Source organism: Rathayibacter sp. PhB1, from assembly GCF_004362935.1.
Classification (GTDB): Bacteria; Actinomycetota; Actinomycetes; order Actinomycetales; family Microbacteriaceae; genus Rathayibacter; species Rathayibacter festucae.
This window is the reverse complement of the sequence record NZ_SNYD01000002.1, coordinates 99,541-123,301: the sequence shown is the minus strand read 5'-3', so window position 1 is coordinate 123,301 and position 23,761 is coordinate 99,541. Positions and strand designations below refer to the sequence as shown.

The window sequence follows — 23,761 nt, the reverse complement described above, 5'->3', positions numbered from 1 at the left end:
GGAGCGTCAGGCGCTGACGGAGGCGCTCACGCGTCCGCCGGCCCCGCGGGCGTCGCGCTTGCCGGCGACGTCCTTGCGGAGCTCCTTGGGGAGCGAGAACATCAGGTCCTCCTCGGCCGTCTTGACCTCCTCGACGTCGCCGTAGCCGGCGGCGGCGAGGTCGTCGAGCACCTCGCGCACGAGGACCTCGGGCACCGAGGCGCCGCTGGTGACGCCGACGGTGCGGATGCCGTCGAGCCACTCCTGCTTGATCTCGCTGGCGTAGTCGATCCGGTACGCGGCCTTCGCGCCGTACTCGAGCGCGACCTCGACGAGGCGGACCGAGTTCGAGGAGTTGGCCGAGCCGACCACGATGACCAGCTCGGCGTGCTCGGCGACCTTCTTGATCGCGACCTGGCGGTTCTGGGTGGCGTAGCAGATGTCGTCGCTCGGCGGGTTCTGCAGATTGGGGAAGCGCTCGCGGAGGCGGCGGACCGTCTCCATCGTCTCGTCGACCGAGAGCGTGGTCTGCGAGAGCCAGACGACCTTGTCCGGGTCCTTCACCACGATGTTCGGGACGTCGTCGGGGCTGCCGACCAGGGTCACGTGATCGGGGGCCTCGCCCGCGGTGCCCTCGACCTCCTCGTGCCCCTCGTGGCCGATCAGGAGGATCTCGAAGTCATCGCGTGCGAAGCGGACGGCCTCGCGGTGCACCTTGGTGACCAGGGGGCAGGTCGCGTCGATCGCCTGGAGGCCTCGATCCGCCGCGCCCTGCACGACCGCCGGCGAGACGCCGTGCGCGCTGAAGACGATGTGCGAGCCCTCGGGGACCTCGTCGACCTCCTCGACGAAGATCGCGCCCTGGCTCTCGAGCGTGGAGACGACGTGCACGTTGTGCACGATCTGCTTGCGCACGTAGACGGGGGCGCCGTAGTGCTCGATGGCCTTCTCGACGGCGACGACCGCGCGGTCGACGCCGGCGCAGTAGCCGCGCGGGGCGGCGAGGAGCACCCGCTTGGCGCCGTCGACGGGCTCGTCGCGCAGGCGCCCGGTAGCGCGGGGCATGCGCGGCATGGGCAGGCTGATCGGGGCTTCACTCACCCCGCGATTCTACGCGGTGCATCCTGTGCTCCCCGCGGAAGGGCCGGATCCGCTGACCGGCGCCCGGACGGGCGGCCTCGCGCCCGCCCGGCGCCGCGGCCACCGAGGTGTCGGAGGCATCCCGTACCGTTGTCGTCGCGGGTCCGCCGCCCGCTCCTCCACCCGCCCGCTCCAGCGAAGGCACCGATGACAGACGCCCCTCCCACCGCCGATGCTCCCTGGCCGGTCGGTCTGCTCGCGAGCAAGATCAAGGGCTGGATCGAGCGCCTCGGCACCGCGTGGGTCGAGGGCGAGATCACGCAGTGGGGCGTCTCCGGCGGCAACGTCTACGGCAAGCTGAAGGACCTCTCCGGCGACGCCACCGTCGGCTTCACGGTCTGGTCCTCCATCCGGGCCCGCCTCCCGGCGGACCTCAAGCAGGGCGACCGGGTGATCGCCCTGGTCAAGCCGAACTACTGGGTCAAGGGCGGCACGCTCTCGATGCAGGTGTTCGAGATGCGGCACGTCGGGCTCGGCGATCTGCTCGAGAAGCTCGAGCGCCTGCGCCGGCAGCTCGCCTCGGAGGGGCTGTTCGAGCCCGCGCGCAAGCAGCGGCTGCCCTTCCTCCCGCACGGGATCGGCCTGATCACCGGCAAGGACTCCGACGCCGAGAAGGACGTCCTCCGCAACGCGCAGCTGCGCTGGCCGGCCGTCCGCTTCCGCGTCGTGCACGCCGCCGTGCAGGGCGAGCGCACGGTGTCCGAGGTGACCTCCGCCCTGCGCACCCTCGACGCCGACGCGAGCATCGACGTGATCGTGATCGCCCGCGGCGGCGGCGACTTCCAGAACCTGCTCGGCTTCAGCGACGAGTCCCTCATGCGGGCGGTCGCGGCCTGCACCACCCCCGTGGTCAGCGCGATCGGGCACGAGGCGGACCGCCCGCTGCTCGACGACGTCGCGGACCTCCGCGCCTCCACCCCGACCGACGCGGCGAAGCGGGTCGTCCCGGACGTCTCCGACGAGCTGCTCCGGGTGCAGCAGGCGCGGCTGCGGATGACCACCCGGGTCAGCGGGCTCGTCTCGCACGAGATCGACCGCCTGTCGCAGCTGCGCTCCCGGCCGGTCCTCGCGCAGCCCCGGGTCCTCGTCGACCAGCGCTCGGAGGAGCTGACCCGCTGGGTCGCCCGCGGTGCCGAGCTGGTCGAGCGTCGGATCGAGCGCGCCCACCTCGAGGTCGAGCGCCTGCACGGCCAGCTCCGCGCGCTGTCGCCGCAGCACACCCTCGACCGCGGCTACGCGATCGTGCAGAACGGCAGCGGTCACGTGGTCCGCACGCCGCAGGACGCGGCCGAGGGCGAGGCGCTCGTGCTCACCCTCGCCGAGGGCGCCGTCGCCGCCCGCTCGACCGGGCCCGCGGCCGATCCCGCCGGCCGCGGCTGACCCGTCCCGCTCCCACCCGCCCGCGCCCTCCTCGCAGCCCCGATCGATAGGATCACCCCCATGGCCGACGCCCGCACCGACTCCCCCGCCGTGCCGTCGAGCGACCCCGTCCCGACCCGCGAGACCGACGTCTCCGGCTTCAGCTACGAGCAGGCGCGCGACGAGCTCGTCCGCGTCGTCTCCGAGCTCGAGCAGGGCAGCTCCACCCTCGAGCGCTCGCTCGCCCTCTGGGAGCGCGGCGAGGCCCTCGCCGCCCGCTGCGAGGAGTGGCTGATCGGCGCCCGCGCCCGGCTCGACGCCGCCCGCTCGGGCGGATCGGCCGCCGGCGGATCGAGCGCCGGATGAGCCGCGAGAAGCCGCCGCGCGTCGTCGCCGAGCTCGGCCGTCCCGAGACGGCTGCCGAGACCGCGGCCCGCAAGGCCGAGAACTCCCGGCTCTACCGCCAGCGCAAGACCGTCAACAACCTCGTCTTCTCGCTGCTCGCCACCGTCGGCGCCGTCGCGCTGATCGTCCTGATCGTCCCCCGCGGCGAGGGCACCGTCCGCGATCCCGTCGACGTCCCGGCGGTCGCCGCCCAGTTCCAGCTCGGCGAGAGCGAGACCCTCGCCGCGCCCGACATGCCCGACTCCTGGTCCTCGAACGCGGCCGAGCTGCGCGAGGACGGCGGGATCGAGTACTGGTACGTCGGCCTGATCACGCCGAAGAACGGCTACATCGGCGTCAGCCAGGGCTTCGACGCCGACGAGCGCTGGGTCTCCGGCCAGCTCGACAGCGCAGCGGCGACCGGCGTCGAGCAGATCGACGGCCGCGAGTGGACGGTCTACGACCACCGCGACGGTGCCGGCGAGACCGGCAACAGCCCCTACGCCCTCGAGACGACGGCCGGTGGCAGCACCTACCTCGTCTACGGCACGGCGCCGACGGACGAGATCCGCCAGGTCGTCGACGCCATCACCCCGCAGATCGGCCAGGAGGAGTCCCGTTGAGCTTCGATCCGTCGAGTCCCCAGCACGAGGTCCCGCAGAGCATCGCCGTCGCGCGCGAATCGCGCCCGCCGTCGTGGGTCTGGAAGGAGATGCTGCGCGGCAACCAGCGCTTCGTCGCCGGTGAGCCCCGCCACCCCCGCCAGGACGTCGAGCGCCGCAACGAGCTCGCCGCCGAGCAGAAGCCGCTCGCCGCGCTGTTCGGCTGCAGCGACTCACGCCTCGCGGCCGAGATCATCTTCGACCTCGGCCTGGGCGACCTCTTCGTGGTCCGCAACGCCGGACAGGTCATCGCCGATTCGATCATCGGCTCCCTCGAGTACGGCGTCGCCGTGCTCGGCGTGAAGCTGATCCTCGTCCTCGGGCACGACGAGTGCGGAGCGGTCAAGGCCGCGATCCAGTCGCAGGCGCCCGACGCCGAGCGCCTCCCGCCGCACATCGAGCACCTGATCGAGCCGATCATCCCGGCCGTCCGCCGCATCGTCGGCCCGCAGCCCGACGGCCGCGTGCTCGTCGACCCGTCGACGACCGACGCCCTCGCGGTCGGCCGCGAGCACCTCCGCGACACGGTGGCCGAGCTGCTGCAGCGCTCCCCGCTCATCGCCGACGCGGTCGCCTCGGGAGAGCTCGCGGTCGTCGGCGCCAACTACCGCCTCGCCGACGGCACCGTCGACTCCGACGTGGTCCTCGGCATCGACCCGCCGCAGATGAGCCCGTACCGCTCGGAGCAGGAGCGCACCTCCAGCCCCCTGCAGAGCGTGTCGAGCCCCGACGCGACCGCTCCGGCCGCCGAGTAGCCGGCCCTCGACCTCCTCTCTCCGAACCGATGAACCGAACAGAACAGGACGAACACAGCGTGGTGGACACCTCCCCGACCGACTCCGGCGCCGACGACGCCTTCCGCATCGAGCACGACACGATGGGCGAGGTCCGCGTTCCGCGCGACGCGCTCTACGCCGCGCAGACGCAGCGCGCGGTCGAGAACTTCCCGATCTCCGGCGCCGGCCTCGAGCCCGCCCAGATCGCGGCCCTCGCCCGGATCAAGAAGGCCGCGGCCCTCGTGAACGCCGATCTCGGCGTGCTCGACGGCGAGATCGCCCGCTCCATCGCCGACGCGGCCGACCTCGTCGTCGGCGGCGGCTACGGCGAGCACTTCCCGATCGACGTCTACCAGACCGGCTCCGGCACGTCGTCGAACATGAACATGAACGAGGTGCTCGCCACCCTCGCGACCACCGCGCTCGGCCGCCCGGTGCACCCGAACGACCACGTCAACGCCTCGCAGTCCTCGAACGACGTCTTCCCGACCTCGGTGCACGTCGCCGTGACCGGCGCGCTGATCCAGGACCTGGTGCCCTCCCTCGAGCACCTGGCCGAGGCCCTCGAGACCAAGGCCGAGCTGTGGGCCGAGGTCGTCAAGGCCGGCCGCACCCACCTGATGGACGCGACGCCCGTCACCCTCGGCCAGGAGTTCGGCGGCTACGCGGCGCAGATCCGCCTCGGCATCGAGCGCGTGCAGTCCGCCCTCCCCCGGGTCGCGGAGGTCCCGCTCGGCGGCACCGCCGTCGGCACCGGCATCAACACGCCCGCCGGCTTCCCGGCGAAGGTCATCGCCCGCCTCGCGGAGGAGACCGGGCTGCCCGTCACCGAGGCGCGCAACCACTTCGAGGCGCAGGGCGCCCGCGACTCGCTCGTGGAGGCCTCCGGTGCGCTCCGCGTCCTCGCGGTCAGCCTCACCAAGATCAACAACGACCTGCGCTGGATGGGCTCCGGCCCGAACACCGGTCTCGGCGAGCTCAGCATCCCGGACCTCCAGCCCGGCTCGTCGATCATGCCCGGCAAGGTGAACCCGGTGATCCCGGAGGCGGTCCTGATGGTGTGCGCCCGCGTGATCGGCAACGACGCGACGATCGCCTGGGCCGGAGCCTCCGGTGCCTTCGAGCTGAACGTCGCCATCCCGGTGATGGGCACGGCGCTGCTGGAGTCGATCCGCCTGCTCACCGCCTCGGCCACGCTGCTCGCCGACAAGACCATCGACGGCCTCGAGGCGAACGTCGAGCACGCGCGCGCCCTCGCCGAGTCCTCGCCCTCGATCGTCACGCCGCTGAACAAGGTGATCGGCTACGAGGCCGCCGCCAAGGTCGCGAAGAACTCGGTCGCGAAGGGCATCACCGTCCGCGAGTCCGTCGTCGACCTCGGCTTCGTCGAGCGCGGCGAGGTGACGGAGGCGCAGCTCGACAGCGCCCTCGACGTCATGTCGATGACCCACCCGGGCTGAATCCCGCCCTCCCATGCTGGTCGAGTAGCGCCGGAGGTGCGTATCGAGACCCACCCTCCGGACAACGGCGGATCTCGATACGCCCGCTCCACGGGCTACTCGATCAGCATGGAATACGCCCGCTCCGCGGGCTACTCGATCAGCATGCAGCCGCCCACGCCCTGATGACGGTGGATCTCGATACGCCCGCTGCGCGGGCTACTCGATCAGCATGCACAGCATGCCCACCCTGCGGTATGCGATGATCGGCGGCCGCGCGACGGGCGCCGCCTGCATGCTGGTCGAGTAGCGCCGGAGGCGCGTATCGAGACCCACCGTGCTCAGCAGGGCGAGTCTGCAGACTCACGTCCTGACCCTGGTGGATCTCGATACGCCCGCTCCGCGGGCTACTCGATCAACATGGACCGGGCCGCCGCCGTGGGACGGGCGCCCACACCATGCTGGTCGAGTAGCGCCGCAGGCGCGTATCGAGACCCACCGCGGCCGGGACGTCGGCCGTCAGCGCGCGGCCGGCCGCCGCGCCCACGACGGCGCGCGCTCGGGTCGGGGACCGATGCCGACCAGTGCCGCCGGCACGACGGCGAGCCCGGGCAGCAGCCGGAGCAGCGCCGCCAGCGCGGGCGGCGGCCCTGAGAGCCGCCCGGCCAGCGCCGGCAGGATCAGGCGCGCGTGCAGCACCCGCTGCAGCGACTCGATCAGCAGGGCGGGCAGCGCGCGCCGCCGCTGCACCCGCGCGAGGACGCGCTCGCCGGATGCCGTCCGCAGCACCCCGCGGCGCAGCGGCCCGGCCAGCAGCCGCGCCGACGCCACCGCGTCCTGCACCGCCAGGTTGATGCCGACGCCGCCCACCGGCGACATCGCGTGCGCCGCGTCGCCGAGGCAGAGCACCCCCGGAACGTGCCAGCGCGGCAGCCGCTCGAGCCGGACGTCGAGGTGCTTCACATCGTCCATCGACGCGATCCCCGACACGTCCTCGGCGACCTCGGGGAGCAGCTCGGCCGCCTCCGCCCGGAACGCCTCGATCCCCCGCTCCCGCACCACCGCGTCGGTCCCCTTGGGCCCCAGCCGCGCGATCTGCAGGTAGCCGTCGCGCGGGATCGCGATCGACACCCGCCCGCGCCCGATCCGCGGCAGGAGCGACTCGCCCACGGCCCGCGCGGTCGGCAGGCGATACCACCAGACGTCGAAGCCGACCGGCAGCGACCGCACCCGCAGCCCGGCCGAGCGACGCACCGCCGACCAGCGCCCGTCGCAGGCGACCGTCAGATCGGCGAGCAGGCGCCCCTCCCCGGCCGGCGACCGGTACTCGACACCGACGACCCGCCCGCCCTCGCGGACGACGCCGGTCACCTCGTGCTCGGTGAGGAGTGTGAAGCAGCGCTCGGCCTGCGCCGCCTCGGCGACCAGGACCAGCAGGTCCCACTGCGGCACCATCGCGACGTACGGGTGGCGCACCGGCAGCCGCGTGAAGTCCGCGATCACCACGTCGCGCCCGTCGTGGCCGGGAATCGTCACCCGCTCCACCCGCGAGTGCCGGATCGCCTCGAACCGGTCGAGGAGCCCGAGGTCCTCGAGCAGCCCCAGCGTCGTCGGATGCACCGTGTCGCCGCGGAAGTCGCGGAGGAAGTCGGCGTGCTTCTCCAGCACCGTCACCGCGACGCCGGCCCGCGCCAGCAGCAGACCGAGCACCAGGCCCGCCGGGCCGCCGCCCACGATCGCGCAGGTCGTCCGCCGCTCCCGCACCGTGCTTCCGCCGTCCACCCCGTCGTCCCCGTCGCCGTCCGCCACGTCGGCCTCCTCGCTCGGCACCCGGTCTACACCTCCGCGACCGTGCGGACCAGCGTCCGAGGCTCGCCCGTCACGCCCCGGCGATGACGAGCCAGAACGCGGCGAGCTGGAAGGGTCCGAACGGGATCCGCTCGCCCCCGCCCCGGAGCGCCGACGGCAGACTCCACGCCCCGGCCAGGAGGAACGCCAGCACCGGCGCCAGGAGCGCGAGCCCCGGATCGACCGCCGCGAGCGGAAGCGCGAGCCCCGTCCCGAGCTTCACGTCGCCCCGGCCGAGCCCGCCCGCGAGGTTCAGCACTCCGAGCGCGAGAGCCGTGGCGAGCACTACGGGCAGCTCCCCCGGCGTCCGGCCCGCGACGACCCCGCCGACCGTCGACGCGAGCCCCGCCAGCAGGATCGGCACCGTCATTGCGTTCGGCAGCCGCCGCTCGCGCACGTCCGCGACCACGAGCGGCACGGTCGCCATGGCGACGACGAGGACGACGATCGCCGCCCGCCCCTCGACCCGCGCGAGCCCGATCGCGCCGAGCAGGACCGCGCCGACGACCACCGCCGAGAGGTCCTGGAGCCGATGCATCCGGAGACTGTAGGGCCGATCGCCCCGCGCCCGCCGGAGTTCTCCACAGGCGATGCCGGACGGCCACCCTTCACTCCCTCGGCGGCACCGGCCCGAGCAGCGCGTTCGCGAAGAGCCCGTGCGCGGACTCGTCGTCGGAGGGGTGGAAGAGCCCGGCGAGCACGTCGCGGTAGAGCCGGGAGAGCTCGGAGTCGCGGCGGTAGGACGAGCCGCCCGAGACGCGGACCGCGCTCTCGACGATGCGCAGCGCCGCCTCGGTGGTGCGGATCTTCACACCGACGAGCGACGGGAACCAGCCCGCCCCGCGGTCCACGAGCGCGTCCACGTCGGCCGCCGCGCTCGCGAGTGGTGCCCGGAGCCCGTCGAGCAGGATCGCGGCGTCGGCGAGGCGCCAGCGGATGTCCGGGTCCTCGGACAGCGGCCGTCCGCCGGCCCGGAGCGACGTCCGCTTCCGCGCCGACGCCACGCCGAGCTCCAGGGCGCGCTGGGCGACCCCGAGGTAGACCGAGGCGATCAGCAGCTCGAAGTCGGCGAAGATCGCGAAGACCAGCGGGTCGGCGGTCGGGCCGACAGGCAGCGAGCGGAACATCCGTGCGGCCGGCACCTCGACGCCGTCGAGCACCGTGGTCCGGCTCTGCGTGGCGCGCATGCCGAGGGTGTCCCAGTCGTCGTGCACGGTGAGCCCCGCCACCGGCGCGTCCGGCGACGGCCGGTCGACGAAGCCGTGCACGAGCCGCGGCTCCGGCCCGCTGTCGTCGCGGCCGAAGACGCCGAGCCGGGTCCAGGCCGGCGAGAGCGAGGTGAAGATCTTGGTGCCGGTGAAGCGGTAGCCGCCGTCGCCGAGCGGGTCCGCGCGGGTGAGCGAGTCGGAGAGCACGAGGTCGTTGCCGGGCTCGCTGTTGCCGAAGGCGAAGACGTGCCCGGCCGCCGCGTCGACGAGGACGTGCTCGAGCGAGGCGTCGCCGCGGGCGCGCAGGGCCTTCGCGATCCCGGTCCAGACCAGGTGCATCGTGGTCGCGAGCGCGGTCGCGGGAGCGGCCGTCGCCAGCCGGGTGTGCTCGGCCGTGGCCTGCTCGAGGCCGAGGCCGCCGCCGCCGAGCTCCGCCGGGATGAGCATCGTCAGATACCCGGCGGCCTTCAGCTCCTCGAGATCCTCGCTGAAGAAGACGTTGCGCGCGTCGTAGTCGGCCGCGCGGAGGCGGAAGCGCTCGAGGAGCGCGTCGTCGAGGATGCTCACCCGCCCCACGCTACGCGCCGCAGCACCGGATCACTCCCGTCGCGGAGCACCTCCGGCACGCGGAACGACCTCCGGCTCGCGAGAACCAGCCGTTCCGGCGAGCCGGAACCTGTTCCGCGAGCCGGAGGCCGCCAGACGCAAGCCTCAGGCAGGGAGGATCAGGCCGACTCGTTCGACTCCAGCATCTCGGTCACCAGCGCCGCGATCGCCGAGCGCTCGGAGCGGGTCAGCGTCACGTGCGCGAACAGCGGGTGCCCCTTCAGCGTCTCGATCACCGAGGCGACGCCGTCGTAGCGGCCGACCCGCAGGTTGTCGCGCTGCGCGACGTCGTGCGTGAGCACCACCCGCGAGTTCTGGCCGACCCGGGACAGCACCGTCAGCAGCACGTTGCGCTCGAGCGACTGCGCCTCGTCCACGATCACGAAGGCGTCGTGCAGCGAGCGCCCGCGGATGTGCGTCAGCGGCAGCACCTCGAGCATCCCGCGCTCGATCACCTCGTCGAGCACGTTCTGCGAGACCAGCGCGCCGAGGGTGTCGAAGACCGCCTGCGCCCAGGGGTTCATCTTCTCGGCGGCGTCGCCGGGCAGGAAGCCGAGGTCCTGGCCGCCGACCGCGTAGAGCGGCCGGAAGACCATGATCTTCTTGTGCTGGCGCTTCTCCAGCACCGCCTCGAGCCCCGCGCAGAGTGCGAGCGCCGACTTGCCGGTGCCGGCCCGGCCGCCGAGCGAGACGATGCCCACCTCCTGGTCGAGCAGCAGGTCGATCGCCAGCCGCTGCTCCGCGGAGCGGCCGTGCAGCCCGAAGACGTCCTTGTCGCCGCGCACCAGCGTGATCTGGCGCTTGCCGGTCACCCGGGCGAGCGCGGAGCCGCGATCCGAGTGCACGACCAGGCCGGTGTTGATCGGGATGTCGGCGACCTCGTCGGTGAACAGCCGCTCGCGGTCGTAGAGCTCGCTCATCTGGTCGCCCCGGAGGGTGACGTCGTCCATGCCCGTCCAGCCCGACTCAGGGGCGAGCTCGGCGAGGTACTCTTCCGCGGCGAGGCCGATCGAGGCGGCCTTCACGCGCATCGGCATGTCCTTGGACACGACGGTGACGAGGGCGCCCTCGCTCTGCAGGTTCATCGCCACGGCGAGGATCCGGGAGTCGTTGTCGCCGAGCTGCAGCCCGCTGGGCAGCACCGACATGTTCGAGTGGTTCAGCTCGACGCGGAGGGTCCCGCCCCGGCCGACGCGGATCGGGAAGTCCAGCCGCTCGTGCTTGACCCGCAGCTCGTCGAGGTGCCGCAGCGCCTGGCGGGCGAAGTAGCCGATCTCGGGGTCGTTGCGCTTGCCCTCGAGCTCGCTGATCACGACGATCGGCAGGACGACGGCGTGCTCCGCGAAGCGGAACATCGAGGAGGGATCCGACAGCAGCACCGAGGTGTCGAGGACGTAGGTGCGCTGGAGCTGCTCGGTGCGATCCGAGGAGCCGTGCTGCGCGCGGCGGTGGACCGCGCCCTGCGTGCCGTTCTGCGGATCCGTACCCTGGGGAACTGTCACGTCGACTCTCCACATTCCGGGGGCCGGAGCCCCCGACTCACTTCAGAGGATTCGAGTCGGCCGGTGGTGCGTCTCGGCACCGCGCAGTTCCTTCACTGGCAGTCATCGAGTCGTACTTGTGTGGCCGACTCGACCAGGTGCGTCACCTGATGATCCGAACCTAATCCCGGAAATGACAGCCGTGTGGTTCTTGCCGAGACGAACGTGTAACGGCTATGTGAACAGCGCGCGCGGGAGCCGCAGCTCAGCTGCCGAAGCGGCGGTGCCGGCCGGCGTAGTCGCGCAGCGCCCGGAGGAAGTCGACCTCGCGGATGTCGGGGCCGAGCGCCTCCATGAAGTAGAACTCGCTGTGCGCGCTCTGCCAGAGCATGAAATCGGAGAGGCGCTGCTCGCCCGAGGTGCGGATCACCAGATCCGGATCGGGCTGACCGCTGGTGTAGAGGTGCTCGCCGATCAGCTCGGGCGTGAGCAGGCCCGCGACGTCCTCGATCGAGGAGCCGCGCTTGCCGTGCTCGTCGAGGATGCTGCGGACCGCCTGCGCGATCTCGTGGCGGCCGCCGTAGCCGACCGCGAGGTTGATGTGCAGGCCGGTGTGCGCAGCGGTGCGCTCCTCCGCGCGGTCGAGCGCCGAGACGAGCGACTCCGGCAGCCCGTCGTCCGAGCCCACGTGCTGCACCCGCCACTCGGGCTGCTGCGAGACCTCCTCGGCGAGGTCGGCGATGATCGCGATCAGCTCGGTGAGCTCGGAGCTCTCCCGGCCGACCAGGTTGTCCTGCGAGAGCAGGTAGAGGGTGACGTGCCGGATGCCGAGCTCGTCGCACCACTGCAGGAACTCGTGCACCTTCGCGGCGCCCGCCCGATGGCCGTGCGCGGCCGTCTCCAGCGCGCGCTGGCGGGCCCAGCGGCGGTTGCCGTCGATGATCATCGCGACGTGGTTCGGCAGCGCGGCGCCCTCGAGACTCGAGCGCAGCCGCTTCTTGTAGACGCCGTAGAGCAAGTCGCTCCCCACGGGCAGTCTCGGCTTCGGCACGGTGCCACGGTAGTCGAAACCGCGGCCCGGTACCGGACCACCGCTGTTCCCCCGTTCGAGCGGGCTCTCCCGGGCGCCCTGCGGTGGCGGGTCGTATCCTCGTCCGTATGAGCCACCGGCCGACCTCCCCCACGCCCGATCCGGATGCGCGCGCCGTGGCGGAGGACGACGCGGCCGGCCCCTCGCTCCCCGCTCTCCCGCTCGTCGAGGACGAGATCGCGCACGGTGCGGCGACGGAGGCGCGGCCGACCTGGCGCGGCTGGATCCACGCCGGACTGTTCCCGGTCACGATCGTCGCCGGCATCGTCCTGGTCAGCGTCGCGGACGGCGCACCGGCGAAGTGGGCGGCGGCCGTGTTCGCCGTCTCGTCGCTGCTGCTCTTCGGCAACTCCGCGCTCTACCACCGCTTCGACTGGTCGCCGCGGACGAAGATGATCCTCAAGCGGATCGACCACGCGAACATCTTCCTGCTGATCGCCGGCACCTACACGCCGCTCGCCGCGCTCGCCCTGCCGCCCGCGCAGGGCTCGCTGCTGCTCGTGCTGGTCTGGGCGGGGGCGCTGCTCGGGATCGGCTTCCGGGTGTTCTGGATCTCCGCGCCGCGCTGGCTCTACGTGCCGCTCTACCTGCTGCTGGGCTGGGCGGCCGTGATGTACCTCGGCCCGCTGTTCGAGGCGAGCGCGGCGATGATGGTGCTCGTGCTGGTCGGCGGCCTCTGCTATTCCGTCGGCGCGGTGATCTACGGGATCAAGCGGCCGAACCCGGTGCCCGGGGTCTTCGGCTTCCACGAGATCTTCCACGCGCTGACCGCGGTGGCGTTCCTCTGCCACTGGACGGCGGCGCTGATCGTCTGCCTGCACCCGACCTACAACGTCGGCTGAGCGCCGGGCGCCGTCAGCGCAGGGCGCGTCAGCGCCCGGGCGTCAGCGTCCGGACGGGGCGTCCTCGGCGCGCTCGCGCTCCTCGGAGTCGAGCTGCTCGTTCACCTGCGCGCGGTAGGTCGTCCGGCGGACCCGGCGGACCATGTCGAGTGCGAGGAACACGGCGGCGAGCGCGATCACGAACATCGTGATGAAGCCGAACAGGCCGGGCGTCACCGTGTCCTCGTTGAACTCCGGCGCGGTCGTCGGCACCGGCGTCGCCTCGGCGGCGCGGATCAGGGCGACGTGGGCGGCCTCGAGGACGGTCGCGACGATCATGCGGGCTGCTCCTCGGGGACGGTGGTGGCGGCCGGGCCGGCGTCACCCGGCAGCGCGACGTCGATCCCGGCGAAGAGGTCGGTCTCCGGCGTCGGCGAGTCGACCCGGCTCTGCACGAGTTGGAAGTCGTCGGTCGGCCAGGCGGCGTCGATCGCGGAGTGCGGGAGGAAGAAGAACTTGTTGTCGGGAGCGACCTGGCTCGCGTGCGCGAGCAGGGCCGCGTCGCGGCGGTCGTGGAAGCCGGAGACGACGATCTTCGTGGTGGCGAGGTAGGGCGTCTCCTCGTTCCAGCGCTTCATCTCCTCGAAGGAGGCGAGCAGCGGGTCCTCCGGGTCGATCGAGCGGATGTGCTCGGCGATGGCCCGCAGCTTCTGCGAGGAGAACACGCGGTCGTAGTAGAGCTTCGAGACGGACCAGGCGGCGCCGGTGCCGGGGTACTCGTCGGCCTCGCCCGCGGCGCGGAAGGCCTCGACCGCGACCTGGTGCGCGCGGATGTGGTCCGGGTGCGGGTAGCCGCCGTTCTCGTCGTAGCTGATGATCACGTGCGGGCGGAACCGGCGGACGAGGCGCACCAGCGGTGCCGAGGCGGTCGGCAGCGGCAGGCCGGCGAAGGAGTCCGCGGCGACGGCGCCGTCCTCGGGCATCCCGGAGTCGACGAAGCCGAGCCAGGCGTGCTCGATGCCGAGCGCCCGCTGCGCGGCGGCCATCTCGTAGCGGCGCAGGCCGCCCATGTCGCGCTCGGCGTGCGCGCGGGCGCCGAGCGCCTCGTTCAGAACGGAGCCGGCCTCGCCGCCGGTGCAGGAGACGACCATGACCTCGGCGCCGCGATCGGCGTAGGAGGCGAGGGTCGCGGCGCCCTTGCTGGACTCGTCGTCCGGGTGGGCGTGCACGGCGAGCAGGCGCGGGACCTCGCGCGGCGCCACAGCTGCACGCGCCTCTGAATCTGCGGAGACCTGGACGGCCTGGGACACGATCGCTCGATTCCTCGGGGTTTAATGGGGGGCGTCGCTCGGTTCTCACCGGCGCACGTCACCCGCCAGAATAGTCGCTTCACCCAGGGAGTTCCGTGGCCGCCCGAACGTCCGAGAGCGACGAGCGCGCGAGCGACCCCGCCCTCGACCCGGACGCCGTCCGCGCCGCCGGACCCCTCGCCTCCCGCTACGGGCGCACCCCGCGCAGCCGCCGGGGCGACCGCCGCCTCTTCGCCCTCGTCGCCGTCGCCTTCGTCGCGGTCTTCGCCGCCTGGGTGATCTGGGCCGGTCTCGACGGCGCCCGCGACGGCGTCGACGTGCAGGACACGGCACACCAGGTCGTCGACGACCGCACGGTCGAGGTGTCCTTCGACCTGACCGTCCCCACCGGCCGCGACGCCGCCTGCGCCGTCCAGGCGCTCAACGAGCAGTCCGCCGTGGTCGGCTGGCTCGTCGTCGAGTACCCCGCGTCCAGCGATCGCTTCCGCTCCTACACCGAGACGGTGCGCACCACGGAGCTCGCCACGACAGGTTTGATCTCCTCCTGCTGGCTCCCGTAGGGTGTCGGGGTGCCCTGACGGACTCGTCGGGGCCTTGTCTTTTCCCCCGCCGCACGCCCTCGGTCGATCCGCTCGACGGGCCAGGCGCCCGACAGCACCGTCGGTCGCGCGCGGCCGTCATGTGAGGAGCCCACCATGGCCGACCAGCCTCAGGTCACCTGGATGACCCAGGAGTCGTACGACCGCCTCCAGGCGGAGCACACCGAGCTGTCCACCAACGGACGCCTCGAGATCGCCAAGCGCATCGAGGTCGCGCGCGAGGAGGGCGACCTCAAGGAGAACGGCGGCTACCACGCCGCCAAGGACGAGCAGGGCAAGATCGAGGCGCGCATCCGCCAGCTGACCGCGCTGCTGCGCGAGGCCGAGATCGGCACGCCGCCCGAGAGCCACGGCGTCGTCGAGGCCGGCACGATCATCACCGCGGAGATCGCCGGCGACGAGTCGCGCTTCCTCCTCGGCAACCGCGAGATGGCCGGCGAGAGCGACCTCGACGTCTACAGCCCGCAGAGCCCGCTCGGCGGCGCGATCATGGGCCTGAAGGTCGGCGACTCCACCACCTTCGAGGCCCCCAACGGCCGGAACATCACCGTCAAGGTCGTCGACGTCGAGACCTGGAACGGCCACTGACCCTCAGCGCTGACGCACTCCGCGAGATGCCACTTGTGCGCTCGACACGCCGTGTCGGGACGTCACAAGTGGCATCTCGCGTTTCTGCAGGGCTAGCCGCGGGAGAGGCGCGGGCTGTAGCCGGCGTCGCGGAGGACCTGGAGGACGCGGTCGGCGTGCTCGGGGCCGCGGGTCTCGACGCTGATCTCGAGCTCGACCTCGCTGATCTGCAGGCCGCGGCCGTGCCGGGTGTGCAGCACCTCGACGACGTTGGCGTTCGCCTCCGAGATCAGGTCGGCGATCCGCGCGAGCTGACCCGGTCGGTCCGGCAGGCCGATGCTCATCTTGAGGTAGCGCTCGGAGGCGGCGAGGCCCCGGCTGATCACCCGCTCCATCATCAGCGGATCGATGTTGCCGCCGGAGAGGATGACCGCGGTGCGGCCCGCGTTCCGGATCTTGCCGGTGAGGATCGCGGCGATGCCGACCGCTCCGGCCGGCTCGACGACGAGCTTCGCGCGCTCGAGCAGCACCAGCAGCGCCCGGGCGGTGTCGTCGTCCTCGACGGTGACGACCTCGTCGACGACCTCGCGGATGATCTCGAAGTTCAGCTGGCCGGGCTTCGCGACCGCGATGCCGTCGGCGATGGTGGGCGAGATCGTGATGGCGATCGGCTCGCCGGCCGCGAGCGAGAGCGGGTAGGGCGCGGCGTTCGCCGCCTGGACGCCGATGACGCGCAGCGTGCGGCCCTCCTGGGCGGCCTTCTGCTTCGCCGCCGACGCGACGCCGGCGATGAGCCCGCCGCCGCCGATGGGCACGACGAGCGTCTCGACACCCGGCGCCTGCTCGAGGATCTCGAGGCCGATGGTGCCCTGGCCCGTGATCACGTCGGGGTGGTCGTAGGGCGGGATGAAGACGGCGCCGGTGCTCTCGGCGAACTCGGCCGCCGCGGCGAGCGCCTCGTTGAAGATGTGCCCGCTGAGCACCACCTCCGCGCCGTAGTCGCGGGTCGCCGCGAGCTTGGGCAGCGCGACGCCGATCGGCATGAAGATCGTCGCCTTGATGCCGAGCTCGCGCGCGGCGAAGGCGACACCCTGGGCGTGGTTGCCGGCCGAGGCGGCGACGACGCCGCGCTCCCGCTCCTCGGGGGTGAGGTGGGAGAGCCGGAACACGGCGCCGCGGATCTTGTACGAGCCGGTGCGCTGCAGGTTCTCGCACTTGAGGAAGACGGGCGAGCCGAGCACCTCGGCGAGGAACGTGCTCGTCTCCATCGGGGTGTTCGCGATGACGGGGGCGAGGACGGTTCGGGCCGCCTCGAACTCGCTCAGGGTCGGTCCGACGACGCGGCTAGTCTGCATGCTCTTCGGCAACTCTCTCGGGGGTTCGGGTCGGCGAGCGCCAGGCTCCGCTCGCGACGTAGTTGACCATGACGTTGAGGGTCGCGACCACGGGGACCGCGAAGAACGCGCCCGCGATGCCGGCGACGATCGACCCGCCGGCGACCGCGAGGACGACGGCGAGCGGGTGCACCTTGACGGCGGAGCCCATGATCAGGGGCTGGAGGATGTGCCCCTCGAGCTGCTGCACGCCGAGGACGACGATCAGCAGGATCAGCGCGATGACCGGTCCGTTGTAGACGAGAGCGATGAAGACGGCCAGCGCGCCGGTGACGACCGCGCCGATCACGGGCACGAAGGAGCCGAGGAAGACCAGCACGCCGATCGGGATCGCGAGCGGGACGCCGAGCAGGAACGAGCCGAGCCCGATGCCCACCGCGTCGACGAAGGCGACCAGGATCTGCACCTTGACGAAGTTGGTCAGCGTGATCCAGCCCGCGCGGCCGGCCCCGTCGACGGCGCTCCGGGCGCGGTGCGGGAAGAGCCGCACGACCCAGCGCCAGATGTTCGGACCGTCGATCAGGATGAAGAGGGTCGAGAACAGGGTCAGCAGCACGCCGGTGAGCACATGCCCGACCGTCGAGCCGACGCTCAGCGCGCCGCTGACGAGCATCCCCGAGTCCTGCTGCACGGCGGCGAGCGCCTGCTGCGCGTACTGGTTGATGTCGGTCTCGGTCAGGTGCAGCGGCCCCTCGAGCAGCCACGACTTCAGGGCGTCGTAGGACTGCACCGTCTGGCGGCTGAGGTCGTCGAAGCCGGAGGTGACCTGGGTGACGACGAGGAAGAGCAGGCCGCCGATCACGAGGACGATGCCGAGCTCGGCCACCACGATCGCGAGCCACTTGGGCCAGTGGTGGCGCTGCAGGAACGTCGAGAACGGCACGAGCAGCGCCGCGATGACGATCGCGAGCAGCAGCGGGATGACGATCAGCCGCAGCTCGATCACCAGCAGGCCGATCACGGCGAGGGCGCCGGCGACCACGAGGATCCGCCAGGCCCAGGCGCCGGCGATGCGCATCCCGGTGCTGACGAAGGCGACGTCCGGGTCGAGCGGGCGGGGCTGCGGAGCCCGCTCGGGAGCCGCGGCGGCGCGGACGGCGTCGCGGGCGCCGGACGTGCGGCGGGACCGGCCGAGTCTCATCCGCCCAGACTAATCCCCGCCGCATTCCGCGGGCGGAATCCGCGACAGCTCACGAGGCCGCGCGGACGGCCACCGGCCGCCGCGCGAGCGCGAGGCCGACCCGCTCCCCCGGCTCGAGCCGGATCCCGGCCGCGTGCTGGACGACGAGCTCGTCCCCCTGCTCGGTGCGGACCGTGGAGCGGCGCACCGGTCCGAGGAAGCTGGTCGCGAGGACCACGGCAGGCAGATCGCCCGGAGCGCCGCCCAGCACGATCTCGATGTCCTCGGGCCGGAGGAACGCCGAGACGGCGCCGTCGACGGCCGCGCCGTCCACCAGGGGCAGGCGCGCGCCGAGCACGGAGACGGCCCCGCTTGAGACGACCCCCGGCACGACGTTGGAGAGGCCGACGAAGTGGGCGACGAACGGCGACGACGGCCGGGCGTAGAGGTCCTCCGGCGCGCCGAGCTGCTCGATCCGTCCCGCGTTCATCACCGCGACCCGGTCGGCGACGGCGAGCGCCTCCTCCTGGTCGTGGGTGACGAAGAAGGTGGTGATGCCGATCTCGGACTGCAGCCGCTTGATCTCGTCGCGCAGCTGCACGCGGACCTTCGCGTCCAGCGCGGAGAGCGGCTCGTCCAGGAGCAGCACCCGGGGGCGGGTGACGAGCGCCCGCGCCAGCGCGACCCGCTGCTGCTGCCCGCCGGAGAGCTGGTGCGCGTAGCGGTCGCCCAGGGCGCCGAGCCCGACCAGGTCGAGCGCGTCCTGCGCGGCCGTCCGCCGCTCCTTCGCCGCGACACCGCGGGTGCGCAGGCCGAACTCGACGTTCTCGCGGGCGCGCAGGTGCGGGAAGAGCGAGTAGGACTGGAAGACCATGCCCATGTCGCGGCGGGCGACCGGCAGATCGGCGACGTCGCGCTCGTCGACCAGGATGCGGCCGGAGTCGATCCGCTCGAGCCCGCTGAGGGCGCGGAGAGCAGTGGTCTTGCCGCAGCCGGACGGGCCGAGCAGGGCGATGAACTCCCCGGGCGCCACGTCGAACGAGACGCCGTCGAGGGCGCGAGCCGCGCCGAAGTGCCGGGCGACGTCGAGGAAGCGGACGCGGGCGCCCGGGGAGAGGGGCGCGGTCACGAGGTTCCTTTCGAGGCGCGGCGCCCGGTGGCGACGAGGCCGATCCGCGCGAGGCGGCCGATCCCGAGCAGCAGGGCGAAGGCGAACAGGAGGGAGAGGAGGGAGAAGATCACGGCGACGTAGGCGTCCTGCTTCGACACCTGCACGAGACCGGTCTGCAGCGTCGTGCGGCTGAGCAGCGAGGCGATGGTGTACTCGCCGAGGACCACGGCGACCGTGATCAGCGCGGCGGCGACGAGACCGCGGCGCAGGTTCGGCAGCAGCACCCGGACGAGCACGCCTACCGGGCCGGCGCCCAGCGAGCGGGCGGCCTCCGAGAGCGTGATCGCGTCCAGGCCCGCGAGGTCGGCAGCGATCGCGCGGTAGGCGTAGGGCAGCACGAGCACGCCGTAGGCGAGCGCGAGCGTCCAGGGCGCCGAGCCGACGAGCCGGGTGATCACCGAGTAGACCGGGGCCAGCCCGACGACCAGCACGATCGCGGGGACGGTCAGCGGGAGCAGGCAGACCAGCTCGAGCGCCCGGCGCAGGCGCGGCAGGCGGATCTCGACGAGGAGCATCGTCGGCACCAGCAGCACGAGCACGATCAGGGCGGTGACGACCGCGAGGATCAGCGAGTTGCCGATGCCCTGGAAGAGCGCGCGGTAGCCGCGCTCGTTCTCCGGGTCGAGGATCGCGGTCCAGTGCGAGAGGTCGTAGCCACCGGCGCCGCGGAGGGTGAACTCGGCCATCGCGATCAGCGGCACCGCGAAGCCGAGGCCGGTGACGACCAGGACGATGCGCGAGAGGGCGCGGGTCATCGCTGCCACCGCCGGGCGCGGCGCTGCAGCAGCGCGTAGCCGGACATCAGCACGATCATCACGAGGAGCATCCCGAGCGCGAGCGCGCCGGCCAGGTTCTCCCGGCCGAGGACCGTCTCGCTGACGAGCGCGGCACGGATCTGCAGCGGCACGATCTGCGCGCCCTGGCTGATCAGCGCGGCGGCCGTGGCGAACGAGGAGAACGCGTTGGCGAACAGCAGCAGCACCGAGCCGAGGAAGGAGGGCGCGAGCACGGGGACCGCGACCCGCCACCAGTAGCTCACCGCTCCCCCGCCGAGCACGGCGTTCGCCTCGGCCCACTCGGGGCGCAGACCCTCGAGGGCGGGCAGGAAGGTCAGCACCATCAGCGGCACCTGGAAGTAGAGGTAGGGCAGGATCAGCCCGGGCAGCTGGTAGAGCCACACGCCGTCGGCGTAGAGGTCGACGCCGGCGCCGGCCAGGAGGGTCGTGACCAGGCCCTGCACGCCGATCGTCGCGATGAAGGCGAAGGCGAGCATCACACCACCGAACTGGGCGAGGACGCTCGCCGCGGCGTCGACGATCGTGCGGAGCGGTCCGCGCGGATCGGCGCCGAGCAGGGCGAGGCAGACGATGCCGCCGAGGACCGCGCCGACGACGGCGGTGAGCGCCGACAGCCCGAGCGAGGCGCCGAAGGCGGACAGGACGACCGGGTCGCCCAGCGCCGCGACGTTCGCGAGCGTCGGCCGCCCGTCGCCGTCCACGAAGCCCGTCCCGACCGCGAGGACGGTCGGCACGGCGAGGAAGAGCAGGACGTACACCGCGAACGGAGCGACGCCGAGCGCTGCGGGGAGACCGCGCCGTCCCCGGGGCGCGCGGGCCCCGGGAACGGCGCGGACGGCGGCGGTCGTCACTGGATCGCCGCGCCCCACTTCTCGGCCAGCAGGGCCGAGGCGGCCTCGGTCTGCTCGGAGGTGAACTGGACGAGGTCCTCCGGAGCGGCGCCGACCGCGTCGAGGGCGTCCTTGTCCACCGTGCCGGCGTCGACCATGGCCGCCAGGCGCACCGGGTAGGCGCCGGCCGCGAGGTAGAGGTTCTGCGCGGCGTCGGAGTAGAGGTACTCCTGCCAGAGGCGCGCGGCGGCCGGGTGCGGCGCGTCGGCGTTGATCGCCTGGTTGTAGTAGCTGCCGACCGCGGTGCCGGGCAGCACCGTCGTCGTCCACTCGCGCGTGCCCTCGTTCGCCTTCGCGGCGGCGAGGTTGTTGTAGCTCCAGTCGAAGACGACCGGGGTCTCGCCGGAGGCGACGGTCGCGTCGGTCGGGTCCAGCGGCAGGAAGTTGCCCGCGTCGTTCAGCTTCTCGAAGAAGTCGATGCCGGGCTGGACGTCGTCGGCCGAGCCGCCCGACTGCAGGGCGGCGAGCTGCACGGCGGCCGCCGCGGCACCGGCCTGGGTCGGGTCGCCGTTGATCGCGACGGAGCCGCGGTAGTCGGCGCCGAGCAGGTCGTCGAGCGACTCCGGCGCGGGCACGGCGTCGGCGTCGTAGCCGATCGACATCAGGCCGGTGTAGTCGTTCACCCAGAGGCCGGTCTCCTCGCGGTTGCCCTCGGGGATGTCGTCCCAGGTCTCGACCTTGTACGGCGCGAAGAGGTCGGTGTTGGCGAGCGCGACGGCGGCACCGAGGTCGAAGACGTCCGGAGCGGTGTCCTGGCCGGCCAGGTTCTGCGCGGTGCTGATCTCCTCGGCGGAGGAGACGTCGGGGTCGGCCGAGTTGACGGTGATGCCGTACTCGTCCTCGAAGCCCGAGATGAGCTCGCCGTAGTTGGCCCAGTTGTCGGGCAGCGCGATCACGTTCAGCTCGCCCTCGGCCGTCGCGGCCTCGACCAGGGCGTCGAGCCCGCCGACGTCGGCGGCGGAGGTCGCGGTCGAGGCGTCGACCGACGCGTCGCCGGACGAGGCGCCGGCGTCGCCGGAGCAGGCGGTCAGGGTAAGAGCGAGAGCGGCGGTCGCGGCGGCGAGCACGCCGGCGCGGGGGAAGCGCTGGGTCGTCAAGAGTCCTCCAGGAGTCGGGTGGGTGGGCCCCTGCGGGCGCCTCGGGAAACGTAGGGGCGGCTCCCGACATCCCGGGGCCACCCGGATGAACCGGACGGGAACACTCGGCGCCGGGGCGGGATCGGCCGATGTCGGCGGCCTTCGCTAGCGTGGGGGCACCATGACCGAGCAGCTCAGCCCCGCGCTCGCGCGCCGCATCGCCCTGGCCGCCCAGGGCTTCGGTGCCGCGCCGCCGCCGCGGGTCGGCACGCGGCAGATCCTCGGCGTGATCGACCGGATCCGGCCGCTGCAGCTCGACTCGGTCAACGTCTTCGAGCGGAGCCACTACCTCCCCGTCCTCGCCCGGCTCGGCCCCTACGACCGCGCCCTCCTCGACGCGGTCGCGTTCTCGCCGAAGGGCCACTACCTCGAGTACTGGGCGCACGAGGCGGCGCTGATCCGCCGCGCCGACCTCCCGCTCTACCGCTGGCGGATGGAGCACTACCGCCGCGTGCGCCTGCCCGAGCACGAGGGCTGGGCGGCCGAGAACCGGTCGACGCTCGACTGGCTGCGGGCGGCCCTCGCCGACGGGCCGCTGCGCGCGTCGGAGATCGAGCACGAGGCCAACACCCGGACCGGTCCGTGGTGGGGCTGGTCCGACATGAAGCGCGGGCTCGAGGTGCTCTTCCGCTGGGGCGAGGTGGTGACCGCCGGGCGCACGCGCTTCGAGCGCTCCTACGCGCTCGCCGAGCAGGTGCTGCCCCGCGAGGTGCTCGACGCCGAGCTCTCCACCGAGGACGCGGTCCGCGAGCTGGTGCGCCGCTCCGCCCTCGCGCTCGGCGTCGGCACGCTCGGCGATCTGGCCGACTACCACCGGCTGCTGAAGGCGCCGACGCTCGCGGCCGTGCACGACCTCGTCAACGCGGGCGAGCTGGTGCCGGTCGAGGTCCGCGGCTGGGAGCGCTCGGGGCGCCCACTGCCCCTCTGGCGGCACACCGCGGCGCGGCGACCGCGCGAGCTGCGGGCCGACGCACTGCTCTCCCCCTTCGACCCCGTGGTGTGGCACCGCCCGCGCGCCGAGCTGTTCTTCGACTTCCACTACCGGATCGAGATCTACACCCCCGCGGCCCAGCGCGTGCACGGCTACTACGTGCTGCCCGTGCTGCTCGACGATGTGATCGCGGCGCGCGTCGACCTCAAGAGCGACCGGCAGAACGGCGTGCTGCGGGTGCAGGCCGCGTGGCGCGAGCCCGGAGCGCCGCCGGACACGGCCGAGCGCCTCGCCGCGCTGCTCGTCGCCGCCGCGCACTGGCAGGGGCTCGACACGGTCGACGTCGTCGGGCGGGGCACCCTCGCGCCCGAGCTCCTCGTCGCCCTCACCACCGGCCACCGGGAGGTCCTCGCATGAGCGGTCCGCAGGAGCGGCAGGGCACCATCGCGCTCGCCCTGTCCGAGAAGTGCGTCGCCCTGCTGCTCGAGCGCGGGACAACGAAGGGCGTCAGCTCGATCGACCTGGCGCACGCCGCCGGCATCTCGCTGCGCACCTTCCACCGCTACCTCGGCGGCAAGGAGGACTGCGTGCGGCCCGTGCTCTACGCGGCCATCGCGGCGATGGCGCGCGAGCTCGTCGCGCGGCCGGAGTCGGAGTCGCTGAACACCGCGCTGGGCGCCGCCTTCGCCGCGGCCGCGTCCGGCCCGCAGCTCGAGCGGACGCTGCGGCTGATGCCGCTGCTCACCGAGACGCCCGGCATGCGCGCGGTCTGGGCGCAGTCGCTGCACGACGGCGAGGCCGCGCTCACCCCGAGCATCGCCCAGCGGATGGGCCTGCCCGCGGCGGACGAGCCGCGCGCGGCCGTGCTCGCCACGGTCGTGCTCGCGCTGGTGCGGCGCGCCCTCGTGGACGCCGTAGCGACGGGCACCGACCCGTCCCCCGTCTTCGACGAGTACCTCACGACGCTCGACGGCGGCCCGCTCGCGGCGGGAGCCCCGGACGCGCGCTGACGCGGGGTCTCGATACGCCCCTGCGGGGCTACTCGACCAGCAT

Annotated in this window: 24 protein-coding genes; 10 read left to right on the top strand and 14 right to left on the bottom strand. The window is 72.9% G+C overall.

Annotation, left to right across the window (positions count from 1 at the left end; translation table 11 throughout):
* Nucleotides 1-6: 6 nt before the first annotated feature.
* Nucleotides 7-1,053: a 4-hydroxy-3-methylbut-2-enyl diphosphate reductase gene (locus EDF17_RS04790; RefSeq protein WP_123445422.1), complete on the bottom strand. Its 1,047-nt coding sequence runs from the start codon at nt 1,051-1,053 to the stop codon at nt 7-9.
* Nucleotides 1,054-1,266: 213 nt separating this feature from the next.
* Between EDF17_RS04790 and xseA the strand changes: the two genes are divergently transcribed.
* The 5 genes from xseA (at nt 1,267) to EDF17_RS04765 (ending at nt 5,760) form a co-directional block, all read left to right on the top strand.
* On the top strand, nt 1,267-2,499 hold the full coding sequence (xseA, locus tag EDF17_RS04785) for an exodeoxyribonuclease VII large subunit (protein ID WP_123445421.1): 1,233 nt from the start codon (nt 1,267-1,269) through the stop codon (nt 2,497-2,499).
* Nucleotides 2,500-2,559: 60 nt separating this feature from the next.
* Entirely contained in the window at nt 2,560-2,844 is a 285-nt protein-coding gene (locus EDF17_RS04780) for an exodeoxyribonuclease VII small subunit (protein WP_243586462.1), read from the top strand.
* The gene (locus EDF17_RS04775; RefSeq protein WP_123445420.1) at nt 2,841-3,485 is read left to right on the top strand and encodes a DUF4245 domain-containing protein; all 645 of its coding nucleotides are present in this window, start codon (nt 2,841-2,843) and stop codon (nt 3,483-3,485) included. Before EDF17_RS04780 ends, EDF17_RS04775 begins: the two co-directional genes overlap by 4 nt.
* Nucleotides 3,486-3,574: 89 nt before the next feature.
* A complete protein-coding gene (locus EDF17_RS04770) occupies nt 3,575-4,279 on the top strand; it encodes a carbonic anhydrase (protein ID WP_123445975.1) in 705 nt (234 codons plus the stop codon).
* Nucleotides 4,280-4,338: 59 nt separating this feature from the next.
* Entirely contained in the window at nt 4,339-5,760 is a 1,422-nt protein-coding gene (locus EDF17_RS04765; RefSeq protein ID WP_243732790.1) for a class II fumarate hydratase, read from the top strand.
* Between the two features lie 498 nt (nt 5,761-6,258).
* Here EDF17_RS04765 and EDF17_RS04760 read toward each other — a convergent pair whose 3' ends face one another.
* From EDF17_RS04760 to EDF17_RS04740, 5 genes are all read right to left on the bottom strand, one after another.
* Nucleotides 6,259-7,548, bottom strand: coding sequence for an FAD-dependent oxidoreductase (locus EDF17_RS04760; protein WP_243732789.1), 1,290 nt, complete (start codon nt 7,546-7,548; stop codon nt 6,259-6,261).
* A 70-nt stretch (nt 7,549-7,618) separates the two neighbouring features.
* A complete protein-coding gene (locus EDF17_RS04755; RefSeq protein WP_123445418.1) occupies nt 7,619-8,125 on the bottom strand; it encodes a prepilin peptidase in 507 nt (168 codons plus the stop codon).
* A gap of 70 nt (nt 8,126-8,195) precedes the next feature.
* Nucleotides 8,196-9,371, bottom strand: coding sequence for an acyl-CoA dehydrogenase (locus EDF17_RS04750; RefSeq protein WP_123445417.1), 1,176 nt, complete (start codon nt 9,369-9,371; stop codon nt 8,196-8,198).
* A gap of 149 nt (nt 9,372-9,520) precedes the next feature.
* A complete protein-coding gene (locus tag EDF17_RS04745) occupies nt 9,521-10,903 on the bottom strand; it encodes a PhoH family protein (protein ID WP_243586457.1) in 1,383 nt (460 codons plus the stop codon).
* Between the two features lie 244 nt (nt 10,904-11,147).
* Entirely contained in the window at nt 11,148-11,933 is a 786-nt protein-coding gene (locus EDF17_RS04740; protein WP_123445415.1) for an isoprenyl transferase, read from the bottom strand.
* Between the two features lie 107 nt (nt 11,934-12,040).
* Here EDF17_RS04740 and EDF17_RS04735 point away from each other — a divergent pair, with 107 nt between their 5' ends.
* Entirely contained in the window at nt 12,041-12,814 is a 774-nt protein-coding gene (locus tag EDF17_RS04735) for a hemolysin III family protein (protein WP_123445414.1), read from the top strand.
* Nucleotides 12,815-12,856: 42 nt separating this feature from the next.
* On the opposite strand, the gene EDF17_RS04730 is transcribed toward EDF17_RS04735, so the two are convergent.
* Nucleotides 12,857-13,132 carry a hypothetical protein gene (locus EDF17_RS04730; protein ID WP_123445413.1) on the bottom strand — a complete coding sequence of 92 codons (276 nt, stop codon included), beginning with the start codon at nt 13,130-13,132 and terminating at the stop codon, nt 12,857-12,859.
* The gene (gene mca / locus EDF17_RS04725) at nt 13,129-14,055 is read right to left on the bottom strand and encodes a mycothiol conjugate amidase Mca (protein ID WP_185019950.1); all 927 of its coding nucleotides are present in this window, start codon (nt 14,053-14,055) and stop codon (nt 13,129-13,131) included. The genes EDF17_RS04730 and mca overlap by 4 nt, the downstream gene beginning before the upstream one ends.
* A 143-nt stretch (nt 14,056-14,198) precedes the next feature.
* On the opposite strand from mca, the gene EDF17_RS04720 reads away from it, so the two are divergent.
* Both EDF17_RS04720 and greA read left to right on the top strand, forming a co-directional pair.
* Complete coding sequence (locus tag EDF17_RS04720; RefSeq protein WP_123445412.1) at nt 14,199-14,663, top strand: DUF4307 domain-containing protein; 465 nt, start codon at nt 14,199-14,201, stop codon at nt 14,661-14,663.
* Nucleotides 14,664-14,798: 135 nt separating this feature from the next.
* Nucleotides 14,799-15,290 carry a transcription elongation factor GreA gene (greA, locus tag EDF17_RS04715; protein ID WP_123445411.1) on the top strand — a complete coding sequence of 164 codons (492 nt, stop codon included), beginning with the start codon at nt 14,799-14,801 and terminating at the stop codon, nt 15,288-15,290.
* Nucleotides 15,291-15,382: 92 nt separating this feature from the next.
* Here greA and ilvA read toward each other — a convergent pair whose 3' ends face one another.
* Genes ilvA through EDF17_RS04685 form a run of 6 tightly spaced genes read right to left on the bottom strand, consistent with a single transcriptional unit; the run spans nt 15,383 to nt 21,738 of the window.
* Nucleotides 15,383-16,624, bottom strand: coding sequence for a threonine ammonia-lyase (gene ilvA / locus EDF17_RS04710; protein WP_123445410.1), 1,242 nt, complete (start codon nt 16,622-16,624; stop codon nt 15,383-15,385).
* Nucleotides 16,614-17,804: an AI-2E family transporter gene (locus EDF17_RS04705; protein ID WP_123445409.1), complete on the bottom strand. Its 1,191-nt coding sequence runs from the start codon at nt 17,802-17,804 to the stop codon at nt 16,614-16,616. Before EDF17_RS04705 ends, ilvA begins: the two co-directional genes overlap by 11 nt.
* A gap of 49 nt (nt 17,805-17,853) precedes the next feature.
* Nucleotides 17,854-18,912 (bottom strand): ABC transporter ATP-binding protein, encoded by a 1,059-nt coding sequence (locus EDF17_RS04700; protein ID WP_123445408.1) that lies wholly within the window; start codon nt 18,910-18,912, stop codon nt 17,854-17,856.
* Nucleotides 18,909-19,709, bottom strand: a complete 801-nt coding sequence (locus tag EDF17_RS04695) for an ABC transporter permease subunit (RefSeq protein WP_123445407.1) — start codon at nt 19,707-19,709, stop codon at nt 18,909-18,911. The genes EDF17_RS04700 and EDF17_RS04695 overlap by 4 nt, the downstream gene beginning before the upstream one ends.
* Nucleotides 19,706-20,602, bottom strand: a complete 897-nt coding sequence (locus tag EDF17_RS04690; protein ID WP_123445406.1) for an ABC transporter permease — start codon at nt 20,600-20,602, stop codon at nt 19,706-19,708. Before EDF17_RS04690 ends, EDF17_RS04695 begins: the two co-directional genes overlap by 4 nt.
* On the bottom strand, nt 20,599-21,738 hold the full coding sequence (locus tag EDF17_RS04685) for an extracellular solute-binding protein (RefSeq protein ID WP_185019949.1): 1,140 nt from the start codon (nt 21,736-21,738) through the stop codon (nt 20,599-20,601). The genes EDF17_RS04690 and EDF17_RS04685 overlap by 4 nt, the downstream gene beginning before the upstream one ends.
* 160 nt (nt 21,739-21,898) lie before the next feature.
* On the opposite strand from EDF17_RS04685, the gene EDF17_RS04680 reads away from it, so the two are divergent.
* Together EDF17_RS04680 and EDF17_RS04675 are read left to right on the top strand one after the other, a co-directional pair.
* Nucleotides 21,899-23,125, top strand: coding sequence for a crosslink repair DNA glycosylase YcaQ family protein (locus EDF17_RS04680; protein WP_123445405.1), 1,227 nt, complete (start codon nt 21,899-21,901; stop codon nt 23,123-23,125).
* Nucleotides 23,122-23,718 (top strand): TetR/AcrR family transcriptional regulator, encoded by a 597-nt coding sequence (locus EDF17_RS04675; protein ID WP_123445404.1) that lies wholly within the window; start codon nt 23,122-23,124, stop codon nt 23,716-23,718. Before EDF17_RS04680 ends, EDF17_RS04675 begins: the two co-directional genes overlap by 4 nt.
* Nucleotides 23,719-23,761 lie beyond the last annotated feature (43 nt).